This window comes from Caballeronia sp. HLA56 (assembly GCF_054655155.1).
This window is the reverse complement of record NZ_BAAHOB010000003.1, coordinates 862,424-885,241: the sequence shown is the minus strand read 5'-3', so window position 1 is coordinate 885,241 and position 22,818 is coordinate 862,424. Positions and strand designations below refer to the sequence as shown.

The following is a 22,818-nucleotide window of genomic DNA, read 5'->3' as shown; positions in this document are numbered from 1 at the left end:
TAGCTTTCCGAGAACCTCCGACCGTTCAGACGGCTTTGCACCTTGGGGGTTCGCGTGTACGGGTGCGTTCACCTGGCTTGCTTCAGGCGGCGTGCTGCCATCTCGTCGATTCGACACCGGCGACTCCGTTCGACACCATCGGCGTTTCGCGCCGGCTTTCAAACGCAGTGCGCCATGTGCGGACTGCGGAACTCATTCGATGCAGATTCAATCTCTCAAGCAGCAATGGCTCACGCATGTTCCCGCGAATGTGCTCGCGGGCCTCACGTCATCGTTTGCGCTCGTTCCCGAGTGCATTGCGTTCGCGCTCGTCGCGCAAGTGAATCCCTTGATGGGCCTTTACGGCGCTTTCATCATCTGCGCGCTGACCGCCATTTTCGGCGGCAGACCGGGCATGATTTCCGGCGCGGCGGGATCGATGGCGGTCGTCATCGTCGCTCTCGTGGTCGAGCACGGTGCTCAGTATCTTCTCGCTACCGTTATTCTCGGCGGCGTGCTGATGACCGTCTTCGGACTTTTGCGTCTCGGCAAGCTGATCCGCATGGTGCCGCATCCCGTGATGATCGGCTTCGTGAATGGCCTCGCGATCATCATTGCCATGGCGCAGCTCGAGCATTTCAAACGCGCCACCCCGCAAGGCGAAGTCTGGTTGCAGGGAACGCCGTTGATGGTCATGTCGGGTCTCGTCGCGTTGACGATGCTGATCGTGTATCTGCTGCCGCGCATCACCAAGGCGGTGCCGCCGGCGCTCGTCGCCATTCTGAGTATCGGCCTGATAAGCCAGTTGCTCGATTTGCCGACGCGGACACTGGGCGACATGGCGCACATCGCGGGCGCGTTCCCGAGCTTTCATCTGCCGACGATACCGCTCGATCTCGATACGCTCAGAATCGTCTTTCCTTACGCGCTTCTCATGGCGATTGTCGGCTTGCTGGAAACGCTCCTGACCTTCAATCTGACCGATGAGATCACCGAAACGCGCGGACAGCCCAATCGCGAATGCGTGGCGCTTGGCGTGTCGAATATCGTATCCGGCTTGTTCGGCGGCATGGGCGGTTGCGCCATGATCGGTCAGACCATGATCAACCTGAGTTCGGGCGGACGCAGCCGCTTATCAGGTGCGACGAGCGGCATCATGATCTTGCTGTTCATCCTTTTCCTGTCGCCGCTTATCGAACGAATTCCTCTCGCCGCGTTGGTCGGCGTGATGTTCGTCGTGGCGCAGCAGACCTTCGCGTGGGGATCGCTCCGTGTGCTCGGTAAAGTGCCGCGTAATGACGCAATCGTGATCGTTGCGGTCACGGTTATCACCGTGTTCACCGATCTGGCGATTGCGGTGCTATGCGGCATCGTGATCGCCGCGTTGAACTTCGCCTGGCAACATGCCCGCGAGATTCGCGCGGACGCGAATTCCGATGAAAAGGGCACACGTACTTACGTACTGCACGGCACTCTGTTTTTCGCATCGACGGCGAATTTTCAGGACCTTTTCGATCCGCAGAACGATGCGGACGATGTCATCGTCGATTGTCAGCATCTGCATGTCGCGGATCACTCTGCAATCGTGGCGTTCGAAACGTTGCAAGACCGCTATCGAAAGGCAGGGAAGCGTTTGCAGTTCGCGAACTTGTCACCGCGTAATCAGCACATTCTTCAGCGCGCGGGCGTTTCGATCGCGAATGCGTGAGACCTTGAAATGCGAAACACCCGGCGGAAGGCATGTTGAACCTTGCGCCGGGTGTTTTGGTACTACAGCAAAACTCGATTACTTCGAAGCCGCCACTGCTGCCTTCATCGTCGAATAGATCGCCTTCTTCGCGCCGCTATTCGTGAGAATGCCGTAGTCGCCGGTAGGATCGTCGTAGAGCTCGTACCACTGGAAGCCGATCACGTTATACGTGCTGCGTGCCGCGTAAAGTTCCGGGACCGTCTTCGTGATATAGGCCTGCGCCTGAGCCGTCGAAAAGTCCATATTCACGCCAATTTCCGTGAACATGATTGGCAGGTTGTACGTGTCGTGCATGATCTTGAGCACGTTGTAGTTGGTGCCGTCCTTGCCCCACGTGTTCTCAGGATCGAGACCGTCCGAGTACCAGTGCAACTGGATGATGTCGGTCTTCACCTTCGGATGTCCCGTCGAGCCATCCGGCTGCACGCCTGTCAACATGCCCTTGTACCAGCCGAGGTACAGGAAGCCCGCCGAAGCCGTGGCAATGACCTTCGTCTGGCCGGCCGTATCCACCGAGCGCCAGCCGTCGTAATAGCCGCGCAGCGCGCCGCGCCAGATTGGCCACGTGGTGTTGTCGTAGTCGGAAACGTTCACGCCATCGTTTGCAATCTTGCGGTTATGCGTGTCGAGGTCGTACTCGTTGCCGAACTCGACGACCGGCACGCCCTTGAGCTTGGTCGCGGCGTAAGCGGCCATGGAATACGCATATGCGTAGGCGCTGTCTTCGGTCGGCGTCTTGCCGTTCAGCGAAGGATCGTCCCACGGATAGGCATCGATCAGCGGCATCACCGTGACACTGGAACCTAGGCCGGGAATGACCTTGTTCGCGAGCGTGTCGATCTGATCGTAACCGTGCACGTCCTGCCGAATGCCTGTCAGGCCGAGGTCGACCATGGTCGATGCCTGCGTGCTGAGCGGCGTCGACGAATAGACGCCGCCGTAGGCATAGTGCTCGTTGACGCCGAAGAACGGCATGGCTGTCGTGGTCGAACCGGAAGCAGAGCCCGAAGTCGAGCCCGCGTTCGTCGATGCCGGCGTGCTGGCGGGCGTCGAAGCTGCAGGGCGCGGATCGGCCGAAACTGCCCACGTGTTGTTCTGCCAGACCCACCAGAGCTTGTTCACGTTCTGCTGATAGATCTTGCCTGCGTACCAAAGCAGCGCGATCACGTCCTGCGAGAAGCCGGCTTTCTGATTGGCGCGATACACCACGCCGCTCTTGACCGTCCACACCGCGCCCGACGAGTCGCTGATCGACGTGGCCGGGGGAATGACGGTGCCGCTCACCGAAGCAGGATGCTTGGCGATATTCACCACCGCAACGGGATCGGTTGCGCTGTTGACGACGCTCGACGGCGTTCCGTCACTGCCACCGCCACCGCATGCGGACAAGATTAGGGTGCCTAAATAGCACGAAATTACGACCAGACGATTATTCTTCATTTTGGATAATGGCTCAGTGTGCATTGATTCTGACCGCGCAAAGGGTCTCCCCCGAGTGCCTTGAAGGACCTCGGTAAGCAGTGCTTTGGGAGAGAGAGGCGAATCAGCCTATGCGCCTGGACAATTAAGGCGCGACCGTCATCCATTTATTGCCGGAGGGGTCATGAGGAATGTTACACAGTTGAAACGTCGTTAAGTACGATAAAAGACGTAACAGCATGTAACCAGTTGGACCAAACGGAAAAACGTACTTTTATAGTACAAAAACGTGAATAAATAATCTGTTTTCCACCCTAAAGTTTGACGCGAAATGATGTTGGCTTTTGAATCGTTTTCAAACCTTTCAATAACGACGAATTCTGTAATCTTCATACGCGATAGCGTCGTCGCGCCATTGTGGCTAAGGCTGTGGCGGAATGCGACAGCGTGCCTTTTCGGTCCGGATATGCGCCGGTTTCATTGCGTTTTAATCGCCTGCGATCAACCGCGGTTTCAGTCGCGAAACGCACGAAGATAATCGCCCGCATAGACCGCGCACGAGTCCTGTGATTACCCCCTTCAAACCGCTCGCCTAAAAGCTTTAGCGGGGCTTCAACTGGCATCTCGCGATAAGTGGCTTACCGCACGCTCGATGTGCTTGAGAGGCGGTTTGGACCGTGGCGCAAACGTTTAGCTGTCGCCCGCAAATTCATGCGTGCGTGCGCGCACAGAGTCACTTGTCGTACAAAGGTAATTTTCGGTCCTGAGACGAGTCCGGCCAGACTTGAATCGACTCTGCGCCAAGCGTGCAAAGAACACGAAGCGGCTGCCGATTTGATCGTGCAACCGACTTTTCCTTCCGACGGACATGCGACGGTCACTCGATGAACAAAGCATCACTAAAAGACAAGCTATGGGTTGCGACGTTCATCGTCGCAGTGGCGAGCGACGTGCTCTCCGGCGTGATCCGCTACTACACGTCGACGATGGGCATGGCGCCCGCCGCGTATCTTCCCAAGGTGCTGATGTTGGGCTGGGTGCTATACGTCCTTCTCACGCGGCCCAAGGCGACGCACGCGCTTATCGCGCTATATCTGCTTACGCAGACCTTCCTTTCGCTGTCGCACGGCGTCGAGCCTGCCGCAGTCGGATTCTGGCTGTGGAGCGTGACGCCTCTGCTTTTCGCACTCACGGCGTCCCGCGAGACGCTCGCGCTCATGAACGGACGCTCGGCGTTCCTGGGACTGCTCACACTCGCCGCGCTTTGCGGCATCGGTATTCTCGCCAATAGCATGCTGAAGCTGCCTTGGGTGGGCGCAAGCGTATCGGTCGGTGGACACAACGTGACGATGGCCACGTCCTCGTACGTCGGCGTTGCATCGCGGCTGTCGGGATTCGGTCGCGACAGCGCATCGGTGGCGCTCATGGCCGGCCTTCTGACCACGTGGCTTTTGATGCACATCCGCTCGAAGGCGCTGCAGTTCGTGCTGCTCGCGCTCGCCGGCGCCACCATCTACGCCACGACCAACAAGACCGCGCCGGTGTCGCTCGCAATCGTCGTCATCGTGCACATGCTGTTTTCCACGCGCGGCATCAAGCGAGCGTGTCTGTGGGCGAGCGGCTTCCCGATCGTCTTGCCGATCGTCGCATTCTTCGCCGCCTCCGCCTTCAACTTGGCGAGCCGCGGATACGTCACGCTGTCGTCGTTCCAGGATCGAATGATCAACACGTGGCCGCTTCTGATCGAAGGTCTCATGAAGCACGAACGCATCTGGTTCGGTCTCGGGCCAGGCGCGTTCGGCTCGGCCGCGAGCTATTACGAAAGCCCGTTCGGCTTCAACGTTGCGTATGCCGATAACACCGTGCTCTATGCAATTGCGTGCTTCGGTTTCGTCGGCGCGCTGGTGCTCGTCGTGTATCTCGTGCGGCTCATGCTGAATTCGGCGTCGAACGATCGCGCTGCGTGGTCGGTGCTGCTGTATCTCGTCTTCAGCGCGGCGAGCACGGACATCTGCGAATCGATCGGCTGCCTGCTGTTCCTGGGTCTTGCCATCAGCTACCTGCGACAGCCGGCGCTCATGGCTCGACCGGTTGCCCCGTGGTATCCGCAAGCGCCTTCGCGTGGCTATGGCTTTAACGGGTTCGCGCCACAGTCGAACGAACATTGGCTGCAAGCGAGCCGCGCGAACCAGCAGGTCGCGGCACTCGAAGCAAGCCGTCATACGTTCGGAAGGCATTCGTCGTGATCCGGACCAACGTAAGCTTGGCGCGGCGCATCGTGCTTGCCGCGCTCATCTCCCTTTGCGGTTCGCTGCACGCGGCGTCCGCCGCACCGACGCTCGTGCTCGACGGCGCGTCGCAATCGACGGAGCATCCGTACATCGAGTTGCCGGGCTTTGCCGCGTCGCGCGCGAATACGGGCGTCGCCATTCATCAAATCGCCGATCTGCATCTGCTCGATGCCGTGAAGGACGTCGGCTTCTCCTTCGTTCGCACGGACCTCTTCTGGGAAGCGGTGCAGGCGCCGGATGGCTGGCATTTCGGCGGCTTCGACGGTCTCGTCTCCAATCTTTCGGCACGCGGCCTGGGCGCGTTGTTCATCCTCGGCTACAAGCATTACGCCTTCAGCCCGGACCAGCCACCGACCTCCGCCGTGCAATTGAGCGCGTTCAGTACCTACGTGCACATGGCGGCGTATCGCTACCGGAACGCGCCGGTGCGTTTCGAAGTATGGAACGAAGAGGACGACGAGAAGTACTGGCTCGCGCCGCCTTCGCCGCGTGCCTATCGCACGTTGCTTGAAACAGCGGTGACGACGGCGAAGTCGGCCAATCCGCGTGCAATCGTCGCGACGGGCGGCGTGCAACAGATCGATCGCGCATTCATCCGTGCCGTGGGCGACATGAGTGCAACCGCGCGACAAGCCGGCAAGCCGCTCGGTCCCGATGCGGTGAGCGTGCATCCGTATCGACAGCAGAACCCGGAAACCGTGCTCGACGACTATCGAGTGTTGCGCGAAGACCTCAACGGTTATACAAAACGCCCCCAAGTGTGGGCAACCGAATGGTCGTACCCAAGCGTTGGATACGAATATGTGTCTGAGATCAACGACGGCCACGCACCCGAAGCAAGAGCGCGGCAAGCTCGCTACGCGGTGCGGCTGCTGTTGATGAACTGGATCGCGCAAGTCGGACTGACGTCCTACTACGACATGCGCGACGATGGGACGGACCCGAAGGAAATGGAGCACAACTTCGGCTTGCTCGATGCCAACAATGCAAAGCTGCCCGCGTACGACGCAGTCAAGCATTTGTTCGGTTTCACCGCGGGCGAAGTGCACGCTCGCTATTTCATCGATGAGAAAGCGCGCTACGTCGTGCTGAAACTCGATGGCGCGCACGCAACGAAGTACGTCGTGTGGTGTTACGGGAATGGGAACGTGATGGACCTCGATGTATCGCATCTGCCGGCTGATGCGATCGTCACCGATGTATACGGCGTGCCGCACGGGGAACGTGGCACGCTGTCGTTGACCGAAGCGCGGGGACCGGTGTTCATCACCATCGCTTCGAAGTAAGGCAGCAAGGCGCGAATGGACCAGCGCGCCACTTGAAGTTCGATTTCGATCGAATCACATAACGTTAGGTTTGACGGCGGACCTTGCCACTGACGTCACGACTTTTGTTTTCTTGGTTGGGATATAAAATGCTTACATATAATATGCAGCCCGAAATGACGGCGGCTTCGCAACGGGGCGATGGCGTCGTGGACCTCTGGCGCAGTGTCGTGCGCCACAAGACTCTGCTGGGTACGGTAACAGGCGTATGTTGCGCCGCTGGCGTGCTCTACGTCCTGCTCGCCACGCCGCAATATCGCGCCGAAGCGCTCTTGCGCGTGCAGAGCACCAAGGCGGGCACGTCGATCAGCTCGCTGAACGACGTCTCCGGCTCGATGGCGGCAGACGCCTCCGCGAGCGATGAAAGCGATGTCCTGACCTCGCGCTCGGTCGTCACCAGCGCCATCACGCAGACCGGCGCGGATGTCGTCGTCGAAACCGAAAGTCACTTTCCGCTGATCGGCCGCTGGTACGCCTCGCGTCATGCAGGCGACCGCGAACTCGCGCCTGCACCGTTCGGTCTCGATTCCTACGCATGGGGCGGCGAGCGCATGAAGGCCGGCGTCTTCAACATTCCGAGCGCGGCTTATCGCAACAAATTCCACGTGGTCGCCGACAAGGATGGTCAGTGGACACTCTTCGACAAGGACGACAAGCAGCTCGCCAAGGGCCGCGTCGGCGAACTCGTGCCGTTCCAGGTCTCGACCGTCGACGGCCAGGCGCCTGCAGAAGTGCGTATCGACACCTTGCGTGCACGTCCCGGCGTGAGCTTCGAGATCACGCGTTACTCGCAGCAAATGACGCTCGAAAACGTGTTGCTGCGCATGCGTACGTCGATTCCGCCGCGCGATTCGTCGCTGCATGATCCGTCGCTGATCCATCTGAGCTATCAGGCCGAGTCGCCGTTCGACGCGCAAGCGATGGTCAACGCCATCGTCAAGACGTATCAGGAACGCGATGTCGAACGCCGCGCCGCGCAAGCCCAGACGAGCCTCGACTTCCTGAAGAAGCGCCTGCCTGGCCTCAAGCAGGATCTCGAAACCGCCGAAAGCCGCCTGAACGCATTTCGCACGCAGACGGGCACCGTGGACATGGCGCAGCAGAATACCGCGCTCATTACCCGCATGAGCCGTCTGGAAGAGCAGCAGACCACGTTGTCGCTCGCGCTGGATGCCGCGCAGCACAAGTTCCGTCCGGAAAACGAGAACTATCAGAGCGCGCTCACGCAATTGAATCAGGTGAAGCACGAGATCGCCGAGACGGCCAAGACGGCGGCGAACCTGCCGACCGTGCAACGTCAGTACGTCGAACTCGCACGCGATGTCGCCGTCACCACGCAGCTTTACACGAGCGTGCTGACCAACGCGCAGCAGCTCGAAGTCGCTGCCGCCAGCACGCCGCCGGGCGTGGCCGTGGTGGACTGGGCGCTCGCGCCCGAGAAGCAATCGTGGCCGCGCGCGTGGATCGTGTTGCTCGGTTCCATCTTCGGTGGCTTGTTCGTGAGCACGGTGGCGATCTATCTGATCGCATTGAATCGCCGCGAATTGCGCAGCCCCGAGGAGATCGACAGCTTCTCGGAAATCCCGCGCCTCGCCGTGGTTGCCCGCTCCGCAGCGCAATTGCGCCAGGACGTTCGCGCACTGACGCACAACGCCGCACCGGCCAAGCTGCTTGCCATGACGAGCCCGACCGACCCGAGCATCGAAGCATTGCGCTCCTTGCGCAGCAGCGTTCGTGCAATGCTGAACGGCGTGCCGATGACGGCTCATCCCGCGCTCAATAGCTGGAACCCGATGAACCCGACCGCGCCGATGAACCCCATGTCCACGTTGAGCGCCATGCCTTCGATGAACATGAGCGTGGTGAACTCGGGCTATGTGGTCGATGCAGACAACCACGAAGGCAAGATCATCCTCTTCACGGGACCGACGCAGGGTGTGGGCAAGAGCTTCGTGTCGTCGAACTTCGCTTATCTGCTCGCCGAGACGCAGGCTTCGGTGCTCTTGATCGATGCGGACATGCGTCAGGGCCGGCTGCGTCATCTCGTCGACGGACGCACGGGTCCGGGCCTTGCCGAAGTGCTCGAAGGTTCGGCACGCGTCGAAGATGCCATCGTGCGGATTGGCACGAGCGGCCTTTCGATGATGGACGCAGGCGCGCTTTATCCGGAGAACCCGGCAGAGCTGCTTGGACGCCCGGCCTTCCAGGAAATGCTGGCGATGGTGCGTGGTTTCTACGACTACATCGTGATCGATTCGCCGCCGGTGCTGCCTGTTGGCGACGCGCAATCCATCGCGATGCAGAACTGCGATCTCGTGCTGCTCGTGTCGCGTGCCGATCTCACTGGCGCACGCCAACTGGAAGAGACGCTGCGCCGCCTGCGCAACGTCGGCGCGAAGATCGGCGGTCACGTGTTCAACGGCTTTGCGCCGGGACGTTACGGCGCGCGCGAAGAGTACGGCTTCACGACGGCCACGCGTTAAGGAAGGGCGGGGCGAGTGCCCTGCTCATCGCTGGTCTTGCGAACGGGCGCCGCATATGCGGCGCCTTTCGCATTGGCGGGAACGCTGTGATAACGTCACGCAAAACGCGCCAAGGAAACGAGAGTGACGTCGCAGATAAAACGAGCGGTAGACCGGCAATCGAGGCACGAGTCTTCGTCCACGGAAGAACACTTCGAACACGGGCGCGCGCTCATGCTGGCCGTTGCGTTGTCCCTGGGAAGCGCGATCGCGCTAGGGCTGGCCCGCTTTTCCTACGCGCTGTTGTTGCCCGCGATGAAGCTCGACCTCGGCTGGAGCTTTGCGCAAGCAGGCGCGATGAACACCGCGAATGCATTCGGCTACTTGCTCGGCGCGCTGGCTTTTCCACGCATGTCCCGCCGATGGCCGCCCTCCGCATTGCTTCTCGCAGGCTGCGCTTCAACGACGTTGTTAATGGCCGCAAGCGGCCTCGCGTTCTCGACCTGGCTGCTGCTGTTCCTGCGCGTTGCCACCGGCTGCGGCAGCGCGCTCATCTTCATCAGCGGCGGCGTGCTGGCGGCGCGGCTTGCATCGCTTTCCACGCGCGGGGCCGGGCTCTTGCTCGGCTTGTACTACGGAGGCACGGGCTGGGGCATCCTTGCGTCGGCGGTGCTCGTGCCTTTCACGGTGGCGCCGCGTGTGCATGGATGGCAATACGCGTGGTTCGCGCTCGCCGCAGTCTGCGCGCTCTGTTCAGCCGGGGCGATCGTGGCGGCGCGCAAGATCGAATCGAATCATGCGAGAGTTGCGCGCGGTGCCGAAGCGAATGCGGCGCCTCCGAGCGCAACGGTGGCAGTGTCGCGCATGTGGCTCGTGCTTGCGGGATACACGCTCTTCGGCGTTGGATACATCGGCTACATGACGTTCATCGTCGCGCTGCTTCGCAACGCTTCGATGAACGCGACTGTCATCACGAGCTTCTATGTCTTGCTCGGCGCCGCCACCGTGGTTTCGGCGCGTCTGTGGTCCGGGCTGCTCGACCGCATGCGCGGCGGCCAGGCGCTTGCGGTGCTCAACGCGCTATTGGGTATCGCCACGCTCGTGCCCGCGCTCTTCATGCATCCCGTGGCGGCTTTCGCTTCGGGTCTCTTATTCGGCGCAACTTTCTTGTCCGCGGTCGCGGCAACGACAGCGTTCGTGCGGCATAACTTGCCGGCCGATCAGTGGGCAAGGGGAATCAGCGCGTTCACCATCGTGTTCGCGCTCGGGCAGATCGTCGGGCCTATTGTGATCGGATGGGTATCGGACGGCGCGGGGCTCGAACGAGGCATGCTCTACTCGGCGATGCTGCTCGTCCTCGGTGCAATTCTCGCTGCAAGTCAGAAGCCGTTGCAAAGCGCGATGGCGCGATAACCTCACTCGAACGCCTTCGCCGTCAACGCCTCGCATACTTCCCACAGGCGTTTGGCCGCGTCTTTATCGAGTGCCTGCGATGCAACCTTCGCCGGTCCCACGGTGTCGCCGCGTGCTTCGAATAACCCGAGCGGTCCGTAGTAACCGCCATCGACGACATCGGGCGCGGTCGCTGCATATAGCGTTGGCAGCGCGCCGCTCAGATCGCTGTTCAATAACGCGCCGATAAACCCGCTCAACACGGTGCGCGCCGCCCGGCTCACAGCCGACCGATCGTCGCGAAACAGGTTCGTTTTGGCTACGCCCGGATGCGCGGCCACCGACATCACGCGCGATCCCGCCGCACGCAAATGACGGTCGAGTTCGAACGCGAACATGAGGTTGGCGAGCTTGGACTGGCGGTACGACGACATCGGCGAATAGTGACGCGTTGCCTGGAGATCGTCGAAATCGAGCCGTCCCGTCTTGTGCGCGATGGATGCAATCGTGACGATGCGCGGGCGCTCGGACGCGCTTTCCGCCGCCATTTCGATTGCGGGCAGGAGCAGGCCGGTCAGCGCGAAGTGCCCGAGCACGTTGGTGCCGAACTGAAGCTCGAAGCCATCGGCGGTTTCGGCGCGGCGCGGCGGCGCCATGACGCCCGCATTGTTGACGAGGATGTCGAGCGGCTTGCGTAAAGCGAGCTGACGGTCGGCGAAAGCGCGCACCGAGGAAAGATCCGCGAGTTCGAGTTGTTCGAGTTGCACGCGCGCGTCGGGCACTTCCCGTTGCAGCCGCGCGAGCGCTTGTGCGCCGCGCTGCGGATTGCGGCATGCGAGTACCACTTCGGCGCCGTGCCGGGCCAGCACGGCGGCGGTGTGATAGCCGATGCCGCTATTCGCGCCGGTGACGATGACCCGGCGGCCCGTCTGCGACGCGATGTCATCGATACTCCAGGGTTTGCTCATGTGCGTGCGGGTTTCAGTGCGAACAGAGGTCACTATGCCATGTGCGGTGCACGGCGCGCGGCAAAGAGGCCCGAGCGATCGCCGCATCGGACGCCAATTTTCGGCGATTCGACAACGGCGGGCGAATCGCCGACAATCGCTACTTCGCTTTTTCGCTGTCCAGATCGGGCCCCGCTGCGGGCGTGGGCCCCCGCGTCAGGTAATATGTCGGCGCTTGTCCAGGTAATCCAGGTAACCTTCAAATGACCACGATTCTCGAAAGCCTCCCCGTTCAGCAACGCGTCGGAATTGCATTTTCCGGCGGTTTGGATACCAGCGCCGCGTTGCACTGGATGCGTCTCAAAGGCGCAGTTCCGTTTGCATACACGGCCAATCTGGGCCAGCCCGACGAGGACGACTACGAGGAAATCCCGCGCCGCGCCATGCAATACGGCGCGGAAAACGCCCGCCTGATCGACTGCCGCGCGCAGCTCGTCGCCGAGGGCATCGCGGCGCTGCAATCCGGTGCGTTCCATATTTCCACTGCGGGCGTGACCTACTTCAATACGACGCCGCTCGGGCGCGCCGTGACGGGCACCATGCTCGTCGCCGCGATGAAGCAGGACGGCGTGAATATCTGGGGCGACGGCAGCACGTATAAAGGCAACGACATCGAGCGCTTTTATCGTTATGGGCTGCTGGTGAATCCGGATCTCAAGATCTACAAGCCGTGGCTCGACCAGACCTTCATCGACGAACTGGGCGGCCGCGCGGAGATGTCCGAATTCATGCGCAAGGCAGGGTTCGACTACAAGATGTCGGCGGAAAAGGCTTATTCGACCGATTCGAACCTGCTCGGCGCAACGCACGAAGCCAAGGATCTGGAAAGCCTCGAAAGCGGCATGCAGATCGTCAAGCCGATCATGGGCGTGGCGTTCTGGCGTGACGACGTGCAGATCGCGCGCGAGACCGTCACCGTGCGTTTCGACGAAGGCGTGCCTACCGCGCTCAACGGCGTGGAATTCGGCGATCAAGTCGCGCTGCTGCTGGAGGCAAACCGAATCGGCGGGCGTCACGGGCTCGGCATGAGCGATCAGATCGAAAACCGCATCATCGAGGCTAAGAGCCGTGGCATTTACGAGGCGCCCGGACTTGCGCTCTTGCAGATCGCGTATGAGCGGCTCGTGACGGGTATCCATAACGAAGACACGATCGAGCAGTATCGCGAAAGTGGCCGCCGGCTCGGACGCCTGCTTTATCAAGGCCGCTGGTTCGATTCGCAAGCCATCATGCTGCGTGAAGCCGCGCAGCGCTGGGTGGCGCGCGCCGTGACGGGCGAAGTGACCATCGAGCTTCGCCGTGGCAACGACTACTCGATCATGAGCACGAAGTCGCCGAATCTGACGTATCAACCGGAACGCCTGTCCATGGAAAAGGTGCAGTCGACGTTCTCGCCGCGCGACCGGATCGGCCAGTTGACCATGCGTAACCTGGATATCGACGACACGCGCGAGAAGCTTCGCGTGTATGCGCAAGTCGGCCTTCTGACGCCGGGCGATACCTCGGCTCTTCCGCAACTGGATGAGCCATCGAAGGCGGGTTCCAAGGAGTAACGCGTAAGAACGCGCGGGAGCCAGGTGAAAATCTGGCTCCCGCTTTTTTTTGGTTTGGCGTTCCGCCGCCGCGCGTGTTTGCGATCAGCCGCGCGAATTAAAGCATCCGCATGCATTCGAGCGCCAGTAAAAACCTCCAGCCGTAAAATCCCGTTTCGAAAAAATCGATTTTACGGGTCAGCGTGTCATGCGGTTTTCTTATGAAGGCGCGCTTTCTCGCCAAGTCTTTAGCTAAATCAAAACATGCACTATTCGCGTGATTTTCGGTTGCGGCGCGCGCCATCGGGAAAGTGGGCTTCGAATAAAGGGAAGAGTTACCCGCGAAATGAAACTTCCGAATCATTCCGCTTAAATCCATAATCGCAAACAAATAGACAATGAGCGAGGCGTTCGTCATTATCGGAGAGATTCTCACGCCGGAGCGCATGCATGATCCGATCGCAGGAAAACGCCATCGCCGGGCGGCTCTCGACCAGGAAGGTGCATACCAGTGCGCAAAAGGCGCGAGTATTGGTTGTCGATGACAATCAACACGGCGCGTGCGCCACAAGTGCGCTTCTCGACGCCGACGGTTTCCACGTAAGAACCGCTTTCAGCGGCGTGGAGGCAATCGAGATATTGCAAGATTGGATGCCGCACGTCATTTTGCTCGATATCAATATGCCCGAATTCGACGGATTCGCGGTTGCGTCCGTGATTCGGAGTATCGGCGCGACTAGCGATCTGGGCATCATCGCAATGACCGGTTACGACGAAGCGGAATTACGCCTGCGCGGATCGCTCGATGCATTCGACGGCTACTTCAGACGCGGAGACAGTGAGCTCAACCTTGTTGCGCTTCTTGAAGACATCGTCGAAGGGTGAGTGCAGCGACTGCTAATCTGCGCGATCAGACAGTTCGTACAGCGGTATATGCGCAATGCTCGATTCAACCAGACTTTTGCCCTGAATCAGATGGGCCGTTAAATCGCGCGTGGTGGACGGGCGTGTCAACATCAGGCACGTCACTTCCGGCTGTTCCACTCTCGTCGCGTGCCACGTGCGCGGATGCATGCACAGTCCGGTGCCCGGCGTAATCTCGAACGCGCGCAGCGTTGCCGGATCGGGCAACCCTTCGGCATTCGATGTAGCAACGATCTGAATAATCGGCCCGGTCAGCGGCACGATAGCCTGCTGCGTCAGAAGATGCGCTTCGAGTCGCGCCACCGTCGCAGGCTGCTTGCGATAGATCACCCAGAGAATCTCCGCAGGCTGATCGTCACCGGGCGCGAAGAGATGCGTGCGCCAGTAGTCGGACGCGGGGCTCAGGTAGGTGGCGGGATCGTCGGAGAGCGCGGGCGTGCCGAGCATCACGCCGTAGGGCGCGCAGGCGAGTGGATCGAGCGGTTCGATATCAAGGACGTTCGGCATAAGTCTCTAAGTGTTCAGGGCGAGGTACGGGCAAAGCCGGCGGCAATATCGTCAGCGGTTTCCGGCACGAGCGCGAAGCGCGGTCCGTGCTTCAGGCTGTAATCGAGCATGATCGCGCGTGCAAGCCGGGCGATGGACTCGGGCAACAGGCTGTCCGCGCTGCGCCGATACGACACGACGAGCGGCAGGCCAGGCACGTGGTGCGCGACACGCAGCGTCTGCAATTGCCCGCTTTCGATTTCGCGCATCACGAAGGCGGCAGGCACGGCTGCAATGCCAAAGCCATCGACGACGAGCCGGCTGATCGCCGCAGCGGACGAAAGACAATTGATCTGTACCTGGTTCTCGCCGGCCGCCGCGAACAGATCGACGAGAAAGGCGTGCGGCTGCGAGTGCCGCGCGAAACTCACGATTTGAAACGCGGCAAGCTCGCTCTCCGAGAGCGTCTCGTCGGACAAGCCCAGCGCCGGGCTCGCGACCCAGCACATGGGCAAGCTGCCAAGCAATGCGTTGCCGACATCGGCACCGTTGATCGGCGTGCTCAGCAACGCGGCATCCAAATGACCGTGCGCAACTTGAGCCGATAGATTCGCGGATGTGTCGCTCGTCAATTCGAGCGTGAGGCGCGGGTACTCTTCGCGCACCCGCTTGAGCAATTCGGGCAGCCATGTATGCACGACCGATTCGATTGCGCCGAGCCGCAACATGCCCGCGATGTTGCGCCGGTCGCCCACGCTCTCGACCATCGCGCGGTTGATCTGCACGATCTGTTCGGCGAAGGCGAGCGCCTTGGTGCCGTCCTGAGTCAGCGTGACCTCACGCGGACCGCGCTCGAAGAGCTTCACGCCGAGTTCGAGTTCAAGCGCTGAAATGCGGCTCGAAATCGCGGCTTGCGTGGCGTGCATGCGCTCGGCGGTCAGCCGGAAGCTACGCAAGCGCGCGAGCCAGACGAAGGTCTCGAGAAAGCGGACGTTCATGGTGGATGCCAGGGCGAGTCGTATCGGACGGCCCAGTGTAGCGCCGCAATAAGCGTCGAACGACAAGAAATTCTCCGCACTTGCCTCAAGTTTTATTTGTTGGACACGGCACGCGCTCGACGCGAACACTGTGGGCGTCGTCATCCTTATCTCGAAGCTCACATGTCAGCCATTTCATTCGTCATCGAAGATGGACCGCGATTCGCGTTCAGTCCCGCACGGCTCATCATCGCCGGCTGGGCGGGGCGCGACACCGCTGAAGTCGAGCACCATATCGCCGAACTTGCCGCGCTGGGCGTAAAGCGCCCGGCCACGACGCCATGCTTCTACGAAGTCGCGGCGTCGCTGCTGACCGTGGACGAACGGATCGATGTCGTCGGCGGCAATTCTTCGGGCGAGGTGGAGGCCGTGCTCGTGTCGGACGCGAGCCATGGTCTGCTGGTCGGCGTCGGCTCGGACCATACGGACCGCAAGGCAGAAAGCTACGACGTGGCCGTTTCCAAGCAGATGTGCGCGAAACCGCTCGGCGCGACGCTCTGGCGCTACGACGATGTCGCTGCCCATTGGGACCAGCTGATTGCGCGAAGCTGGCGTATCGATCCGCATGGCGAGCGCGTGCTCTATCAGGAAGGCTCGCTTGCACGATTGCTGCCGCCGGCCATTCTGTTGACCGGGCTCGGGCACACGCGTTCGTTACCTTCCGGCACGGTGCTTTATTGCGGCACGCAAGCACTGCTCGGCGCACTGCTGCCCGCGTGGAGCTTCGAGATCGAACTGCACGATCCGGTCTTGCGGCGCACGCTGGTTCATCGTTATGGCGTGAATGCGCTCGCGCACGTGGAGTGACGGCCATGCCGACCATCAGCACCATTCAGCACGCGCTCGCAACGGGGCAAGCCACGGCGTCGAGTCTCGTCGACGCCTCGTTCGAAGCGATCCAGCGCGATACCCACGTAGACCCGAGCACCTATGTGAGCGTGGATCGCGAGTCGTCGCACGCGGCCGCCATGACGAGCGATGCCTTGCGTCTGCGCGACTACGTACCGTCGTCGCTCGCGGGCGTTCCCGTCTCCATCAAGGACCTGTTCGATGTGAAGGGCGAAGTCACCGCCGCCGGCTCGCGCGTGCTGCAAGGCGCTGAACCGGCCACGCGCGATAGCGTCGCGGTCTCGCGTCTGCGCGATGCGGGCGCGGTCTTCGTCGGCCGGACCAACATGAGCGAGTTCGCGTATTCGGGGCTCGGGCTGAATCCGCATCACGGCACGCCGCGCAATCCGCATGATGCGCGTCGGGTAGCGGGCGGATCGAGTTCGGGCGCGGCGGTCTCCGTTGCGCGCTCACACGTGGCGTGGGCGCTCGGCACGGATACGGGCGGCTCCTTGCGCATTCCGGCGGCATTCTGCGGCCTCACGGCGTTCAAGCCGACCGCGCGTCGAGTGCCGCTCGACGGCGTATTGCCGCTCGCAAGCGCGTTCGATTCGGTCGGCGCGATTGCGAACAGCGTCGATTGCTGCGCTGCGGCCGACGCCATTCTGTCCGCCGAGACGCCCGATACCACGGCGCGCCCGCTCGATACGCTGCGCTTGTGCGTGACCTATGCCGATGTCGTCGATGACGCGGACGATGCCGTGCGCGCGGCGTTCGAGCGCGCCCTCGATGCATTGCGGACGGCGGGCGCGACTATCGAGTCAATCGACTTTCCGGAGCTGCGCGACGTGCTCGAACATGCGCCTCAACCGGGCATCACGGCATCGCAGGCGTGGGCGTGGCATCGGCATCTCGTGGCTCGGGAAGGGCATCGGTACGACCCGCGCGTGCTCGCGCGCCTGCGTCGGGGAGAGCGTTTTCTGGCGGCGGATTACATCGATCTAATGGCCGCGCGCGAGCGTTTCATTCGCGGTGCACGACGACGGCTCGCGCCCTTCGATGCATGGCTCATGCCGACCGTCGCCATCGTTGCACCGTTTCTGGAAGCGCTCGAACATGACGACGAACACTTCTTCGCGGTCAATGCGAAGACCCTGCGCAATCCAGGCATCGTCAATTTGCTCGATGGCTGCGCGCTCACATTGCCGTGTCATCGCGAGGGCGAATTGCCGGTGGGAATGTCGATCGTCGGTCCCGCATTCGCCGATGCAGCCGTTCTCGCAATCGGTCGCGGCGTCGAGGCGCGCTTCAGGCAAATGCGCTCGAACGCTTAACGAATTCTTATCGCGGGCGACAGGAATTACTCGTTGGACAACGTATATCGGCCACCGAATACTGCGTTCACCTTGTTGCTAACCCCTTGTTGCCAACCCGATATCCACGATCAAAGAGGTCCAACCATGAAACCACGCGCTATGTATCCGTTGTCCGCGACGCTTGCTGTCTGTGCATCGTTCGCTCCGCTTGCCGCGCATGCCGCCGATGCGGTCGTGCTGATCGGTCATGCCGCGCCGTTGACCGGCCAGCTCGCCAACATCGGCAAGGACAGCGAGAATGCGGCGCGCTTGGCTGTCGATGAAATCAACGCGCGGCATCTCGTCATCGGCGGCAAGAACGTAACGCTGCAACTCGATTCGCAAGACGACGCGGCCGACCCGCGCACCGGGACGCAGATCGCGCAGAAACTGGTCGATGATGGCGTGGTCGCGGTAGTCGGCGACATCAACTCGGGCGTGTCGATTCCGGCATCGCGCATCTATAGCGAAGCGGGCGTCGTGCAGGTCACGCCCGCGTCCACCAATCCAGCTTATACGCTGCAGGGCTACAAGACGGCGTTTCGTCTCGTGGCGACGGATGCCATGCAAGGTCCCGCGCTCGCACGCTTTGCCACCAACACGCTGAAAGCACGGCGCGTGGCCGTGATCGACGACTCGACCGCTTACGGGCAAGGGCTTGCCGAACAATTCTCGAAGGCGGTGTCATCGGGCGGCGGCGCTGTCGTGACGCACGAAGCGACCAGCGACAAAGCCACCGATTTTCGCGCGATCCTGACCAAGGTTAAAGGTCTGAAGCCGGACGTCATCATGTACGGCGGGTCGGATGCAACGGCTGGTCCGCTCGTCAAGCAGGCGGCCAATCTGGGCATCAACGCGCGCGTATTGGCAGGCGATGGCGCATGCACGGACAAGATGAGTTCGCTTGCGGGCGATGCCATCGTCAATCTGGTCTGCTCCGAAGCGGGCTTGCCGCTTGCACGCATGCCGCGTGGCGCGGAATTCGAAAAGCGCTATGTGAAACGCTTCAAGACGCCGATCAACGCGTATGCGCCGTTCGCGTATGACTCGGTATATGTGATCGTCGATGCAATGAAACGCGCGAACTCCACCGACCGCGCGAAGATTCTGGCCGCGATGCCCGCAACTCGCTATGACGGCGTGACGGGCAATATCGCCTTCGATCCGCATGGCGATCTGACCACTGCGGCGATCACCGTGTATCAGTTCAAGGACGACAAGAAGATCGTCGCGGACGTCATTCACAACTGACCGTCTGCATCACGCGGCCTTGGAAAAACTAACGTTTCTCCGCGTCCGTCTTCCTGAAAACATCGACGCTATCCGTATGCGAAGCCGCGAACGCCCTGACCAGCATCAAGCCGACGACACCGAGTATGACCGCGACCGAGGACAACTCATATAAAGACACGCTCATGAGAAATGCTCCTGGGATGATTGACATCCCAGTCTAAGCCGGCCCGGTGTCGTCGCAAAACGAGCATATTTCACGTGCATGTGAGAAATATTGAGATACCGCGCGACGCGCCCTCAAGCGTTCATTGCCGTTCCGGGAAACGCAGTTTCGAATGTTTCCGGCCATACGACACATAGATCACCATGCCGATGACGAGCCAAACCACGAGCCGAACCCACGTGACGAGCGGCAAGCCGGACATTAGCAGGAGGCAAAAGAGGATGCCCAGAATCGGGACGATGGGCACGCCCGGAACCCTGAACGGGCGATTGGCGCCGGAATCGCTGCGCCGCAGATAGATCACCGCGCCGCACACGAGAATGAACGCGAACAAGGTGCCGATACTGACCATCTCGCCAAGCACGCTGATGGGCGTGAGCGCCGCGACGATCGCCACGATCGAACCAATGAGAATCTGGCTCAAATGCGGCGTCTTGAGCCGCGGATGCACCCGCGCAAAAAGCCCCGGAAGCAGGCCGTCGGTCGACATCGTGAAGAAGATGCGGCTTTGTCCGTAGAGCAGCACGAGAATCACCGTGGTCAAACCCGTCAGCGCGCCGATCTTGATGAGAATGGAGAACCAGTTCATGCCGATGGCATCCACGCCCTTCGCGATGGGATCGGGCACGTTGAGTTCGCCGTAAGGCACGAGCCCGGTGAGCACGCCCGCAACGAGGATGTAAAGCACCGTGCAGATGACGAGCGATCCGAGAATGCCGATAGGCATGTCGCGCTGCGGTTTCTTCGCTTCTTGCGCGGCAGTGGAGACGGCATCGAAACCGATGAACGCGAAGAACACCACGGCGGAGCCGCGCAAGATGCCGCTCATGCCGAAGTTGCCGAATTCGCCCGTGTTCGGCGGAATGAACGGATGCCAGTTCGCCGGCTTCACGAAGAAGATGCCGAGCGCGATGAAGGCCACCACGACGACCAGCTTGACCGCCACCATGATGTTGTTGAGCCGTGCGGATTCCTTCGTACCGAGCACGAGCAGCGTGGTCAGCACGCCGATGATGAACACCGCCGGCAAATTGATGACGCCCGTCACGGTGCTTCCGTCGGCGAGCTTGATGACGGTGCCGGGTGCGGCCGCGAGCGCAGGCGGAATCGTGACGCCCACGTTATGCAAGAGGCTCACGATATAGCCCGACCAGCCGACCGCCACCGTCGCCGCACCCATCGCATATTCGAGGATCAGATCCCAGCCGATGATCCACGCGAAAATCTCGCCGAGCGTGGCATACGTGTAGGTATAACTACTGCCGCATACAGGCAGCATGGCCGCCAGTTCCGAGTAGCACAGACCCACGAACGCGCACGCAATGCCGCCCAAAACGAACGACAGCATGATGCTCGGCCCTGCGAATTGCGCGGCGGCGGTGCCCGTCAGCACGAAGATGCCAGCGCCTATGATCGCGCCGATACCCATTGCCGTAATGCTCGTGGCGCCAAGGGTTTTCGATAGGTGACTGCCTTCCGCGTCCGCGCTTCCCACGATATCGGCGACGGATTTGCGCGCCATGTAACTCGTATCGGCCATGATGAGTCGTCCCGTTCAAATGATGTTGGGCACGGACCGACTCGGCATGCTTCGGCTCGCGGAGGACTACAAACGCGCCTGCTGAAGAGTTGATGGGTTAATCGGTGGATAGGCGATGATTTCAGTGTAGACCGAAAATAATAAAGTCGACCAATGGATTTCCCGCGCCCGCCGCACGCAAGGCCCGGCGTTCGCGGATTGCCACGAGCGATGGATTACTTCGGAGAGACGTCGATATCGCCGAGATATTTCCTTGCCAGCGTCTTGACCGTGCCGTTCGCCTGCAGTTTGGCGATAGCCTTGTTCAGGCGCTCCTTCAACGCGCCGTCGTCCTTGCGCACACCGAACGCAATGCCGCTGCCGAGGATCGCGTCGTCGTTCACCGGGCCGCCCGCGAAGGCGTAGCCCGCGCCATCCGGTTTCGACAGGAAGCCGGATTGCCCGGCGGCGGAAAGCACCAGCGTGCCGTCGATCCGGCCGGACTTGAGGTCCGTATAGATCTGGTTCTGGTCCTGATAGGTCGTGACGGTCACGCCGTTATTGGCCCACTTCGCCTTTGCGTAAGTCTCTTGAGTGGATCCCTGCAACACGCCGATGTTCTTGCCTTTGAGCGATTCAGGTGTCGGCATGAGGCCGATGCCCGCTTTCGCCACGAGTTGCGTCGGCACCTTGTAGATGATGTTGGTGAAGTCGATGATCTGTCGACGCTTCTCCGTGACGTTCATCGCCGAATTGATGACGTCGAATTTGCGCGCCTGCAACGCGGGGATGATTCCGTCGAACGAACTCTCGGTCCATTCGCATTTCATCTTGAGTTCGGCGTAGACCGCATTGCCGATATCGACGTCGAGACCCTGCAGTTCGCCCGATGCCGACTTGAACTCGAACGGCGCATACTGCGCTTCCAGCCCGTAGTGAACCGTTCCGGCCGCCGATGCGGCGCCGGCACCGAGCGTCGCGGCGAGCAGGACAGCAGCCTTGAAAGAGGCGATCGACGTTACATTCCTCATTGCTTGATCTCTTAAAGGGGTTGAGGTTCGCTTCGCCGGATTTAAGCATAGGAAACGCATGGACAAACCGGCGCGGCAGCACTCGATTTAAGCAGGAAAACAATCTGGAAAAGTATTAATGCGGGTCGGGTTGCGGCTTGCCGGTAGGACGGCCTTCACGCTTACGTTCTGCATTTGCGCTACCCGATCCGGTCGATCGGACGGAAAACGCCCGTGTGAAACGGCATCGTTTTTGCCGCGCCGTTGGCTTTTAATCGTTGCCCGTGCGTCCCGACGCGCAAGCCCAGGCACGCGGCTCGTTCCAACTTACCTTCGCGAGGACTTATGCATCTTCTTCATGTGATTGGTTCGCCCCGTGCCGGGCGTTCCGCTTCGCAGCAAGTGGCCCGGGCGTTCACCGATGCATGGAAGGAGCGCCATCCAGATGGAAGCGTCGATGAACTGAACGTATGGGAAACCGATCTGCCCACGTTCGATGGCCCGATACTCGAAGCAAAATACGCGGGCATCCAGGGCCGTGAGCTCGATACCGCGCAGGCGTCCGCGTGGCGGACCGTGCACGCGCTCGCCGAACGGTTCACGAAGGCCGACGTGATCGTCTTCAGCGTGCCGATGTGGAATTTCGGCATTCCGTATCGCCTGAAGCATCTGATCGATGTCATCTCGCAGAAGGACGTGCTCTTTACTTTCGACGAAAACGGCTTGAACGGCCTGCTCGGCGGAAAGACGGTCGTGACCATCGCCGCGCGCGGTGTTCAGCTTGGAGGGGACTTTCCGCCGGAGGAATACGATTTCCAGTCGGACTATTTGAAGATGTGGTCGCGCATGGTCGGCATTACCGATGTGCGCGTCGTCACCGTCGAGAAGACCTTGGCGGGTCCCGAGCAGGACCATGCATCGCGCAATGAAGCGAGCGAGAAGGCACGGGAGCTTGCCCTGAGCCTGTGAGCGCTAAGACGCGGCGCTCGAATACGCGGCAGAAATGAGCCGAACGGCACGTTTGCGCGACACGAGCGAAAAAGCGT

19 protein-coding genes are annotated in these 22,818 nt (G+C 61.0%); 11 read left to right on the top strand and 8 right to left on the bottom strand.

The genetic code is table 11. The features are described 5' to 3' along the window. Positions 1–199: 199 nt before the first annotated feature. Positions 200–1,687, top strand: a complete 1,488-nt coding sequence (locus ACYQ47_RS15925; RefSeq protein ID WP_459905917.1) for a SulP family inorganic anion transporter — start codon at positions 200–202, stop codon at positions 1,685–1,687. A 78-nt stretch (positions 1,688–1,765) separates the two neighbouring features. Here the strand turns inward: ACYQ47_RS15925 and ACYQ47_RS15920 are convergent, their stop codons facing one another. Continuing rightward, positions 1,766–3,118, bottom strand: a complete 1,353-nt coding sequence (locus ACYQ47_RS15920; RefSeq protein WP_459905916.1) for a beta-glucosidase — start codon at positions 3,116–3,118, stop codon at positions 1,766–1,768. 914 nt (positions 3,119–4,032) lie between these two features. On the opposite strand from ACYQ47_RS15920, the gene ACYQ47_RS15915 reads away from it, so the two are divergent. The 4 genes from ACYQ47_RS15915 (at position 4,033) to ACYQ47_RS15900 (ending at position 10,639) form a co-directional block, all read left to right on the top strand. Next, the gene (locus ACYQ47_RS15915) at positions 4,033–5,394 is read left to right on the top strand and encodes a hypothetical protein (protein WP_244831472.1); all 1,362 of its coding nucleotides are present in this window, start codon (positions 4,033–4,035) and stop codon (positions 5,392–5,394) included. Beyond that, positions 5,391–6,725 carry a glycosyl hydrolase family 5 gene (locus ACYQ47_RS15910; protein WP_250469559.1) on the top strand — a complete coding sequence of 445 codons (1,335 nt, stop codon included), beginning with the start codon at positions 5,391–5,393 and terminating at the stop codon, positions 6,723–6,725. The genes ACYQ47_RS15915 and ACYQ47_RS15910 overlap by 4 nt, the downstream gene beginning before the upstream one ends. A gap of 128 nt (positions 6,726–6,853) precedes the next feature. Beyond that, positions 6,854–9,247: a polysaccharide biosynthesis tyrosine autokinase gene (locus tag ACYQ47_RS15905; RefSeq protein ID WP_459905914.1), complete on the top strand. Its 2,394-nt coding sequence runs from the start codon at positions 6,854–6,856 to the stop codon at positions 9,245–9,247. 213 nt (positions 9,248–9,460) lie between these two features. Next, positions 9,461–10,639: a YbfB/YjiJ family MFS transporter gene (locus tag ACYQ47_RS15900; RefSeq protein ID WP_459905933.1), complete on the top strand. Its 1,179-nt coding sequence runs from the start codon at positions 9,461–9,463 to the stop codon at positions 10,637–10,639. A 2-nt stretch (positions 10,640–10,641) separates the two neighbouring features. Here the strand turns inward: ACYQ47_RS15900 and ACYQ47_RS15895 are convergent, their stop codons facing one another. Continuing rightward, positions 10,642–11,586 carry an oxidoreductase gene (locus tag ACYQ47_RS15895; RefSeq protein ID WP_250494803.1) on the bottom strand — a complete coding sequence of 315 codons (945 nt, stop codon included), beginning with the start codon at positions 11,584–11,586 and terminating at the stop codon, positions 10,642–10,644. Between the two features lie 242 nt (positions 11,587–11,828). Here ACYQ47_RS15895 and argG point away from each other — a divergent pair, with 242 nt between their 5' ends. Beyond that, positions 11,829–13,178, top strand: coding sequence for an argininosuccinate synthase (gene argG / locus ACYQ47_RS15890; RefSeq protein WP_250469556.1), 1,350 nt, complete (start codon positions 11,829–11,831; stop codon positions 13,176–13,178). A gap of 97 nt (positions 13,179–13,275) precedes the next feature. Here the strand turns inward: argG and ACYQ47_RS15885 are convergent, their stop codons facing one another. Next, entirely contained in the window at positions 13,276–13,605 is a 330-nt protein-coding gene (locus tag ACYQ47_RS15885) for a hypothetical protein (protein ID WP_309845860.1), read from the bottom strand. A gap of 2 nt (positions 13,606–13,607) precedes the next feature. Here ACYQ47_RS15885 and ACYQ47_RS15880 point away from each other — a divergent pair, with 2 nt between their 5' ends. Continuing rightward, positions 13,608–14,042, top strand: a complete 435-nt coding sequence (locus ACYQ47_RS15880) for a response regulator (protein WP_250528226.1) — start codon at positions 13,608–13,610, stop codon at positions 14,040–14,042. A 12-nt stretch (positions 14,043–14,054) separates the two neighbouring features. Here the strand turns inward: ACYQ47_RS15880 and ACYQ47_RS15875 are convergent, their stop codons facing one another. After that, complete coding sequence (locus tag ACYQ47_RS15875; protein WP_250494802.1) at positions 14,055–14,588, bottom strand: ureidoglycolate lyase; 534 nt, start codon at positions 14,586–14,588, stop codon at positions 14,055–14,057. A gap of 14 nt (positions 14,589–14,602) precedes the next feature. Next, on the bottom strand, positions 14,603–15,565 hold the full coding sequence (locus ACYQ47_RS15870) for a LysR family transcriptional regulator (RefSeq protein WP_244831457.1): 963 nt from the start codon (positions 15,563–15,565) through the stop codon (positions 14,603–14,605). A 162-nt stretch (positions 15,566–15,727) separates the two neighbouring features. On the opposite strand from ACYQ47_RS15870, the gene ACYQ47_RS15865 reads away from it, so the two are divergent. From ACYQ47_RS15865 to ACYQ47_RS15855, 3 genes are all read left to right on the top strand, one after another. Next, positions 15,728–16,411, top strand: a complete 684-nt coding sequence (locus tag ACYQ47_RS15865; protein WP_459905913.1) for a DUF2848 domain-containing protein — start codon at positions 15,728–15,730, stop codon at positions 16,409–16,411. A 5-nt stretch (positions 16,412–16,416) separates the two neighbouring features. Next, positions 16,417–17,766, top strand: a complete 1,350-nt coding sequence (locus ACYQ47_RS15860; RefSeq protein WP_459905912.1) for an amidase — start codon at positions 16,417–16,419, stop codon at positions 17,764–17,766. Positions 17,767–17,907: 141 nt separating this feature from the next. Further along, the gene (locus ACYQ47_RS15855; protein WP_459905932.1) at positions 17,908–19,038 is read left to right on the top strand and encodes a branched-chain amino acid ABC transporter substrate-binding protein; all 1,131 of its coding nucleotides are present in this window, start codon (positions 17,908–17,910) and stop codon (positions 19,036–19,038) included. A 28-nt stretch (positions 19,039–19,066) separates the two neighbouring features. On the opposite strand, the gene ACYQ47_RS15850 is transcribed toward ACYQ47_RS15855, so the two are convergent. The 3 genes from ACYQ47_RS15850 to ACYQ47_RS15840 form a co-directional block, all read right to left on the bottom strand. Beyond that, entirely contained in the window at positions 19,067–19,204 is a 138-nt protein-coding gene (locus tag ACYQ47_RS15850; RefSeq protein WP_250469552.1) for a hypothetical protein, read from the bottom strand. Between the two features lie 121 nt (positions 19,205–19,325). Then, on the bottom strand, positions 19,326–20,783 hold the full coding sequence (locus tag ACYQ47_RS15845) for an amino acid permease (RefSeq protein WP_244831453.1): 1,458 nt from the start codon (positions 20,781–20,783) through the stop codon (positions 19,326–19,328). A gap of 215 nt (positions 20,784–20,998) precedes the next feature. Then, positions 20,999–21,793 (bottom strand): transporter substrate-binding domain-containing protein, encoded by a 795-nt coding sequence (locus ACYQ47_RS15840; RefSeq protein ID WP_459905911.1) that lies wholly within the window; start codon positions 21,791–21,793, stop codon positions 20,999–21,001. A 324-nt stretch (positions 21,794–22,117) separates the two neighbouring features. Between ACYQ47_RS15840 and ACYQ47_RS15835 the strand changes: the two genes are divergently transcribed. Beyond that, positions 22,118–22,741: an FMN-dependent NADH-azoreductase gene (locus tag ACYQ47_RS15835; RefSeq protein ID WP_250469551.1), complete on the top strand. Its 624-nt coding sequence runs from the start codon at positions 22,118–22,120 to the stop codon at positions 22,739–22,741. Positions 22,742–22,818 lie beyond the last annotated feature (77 nt).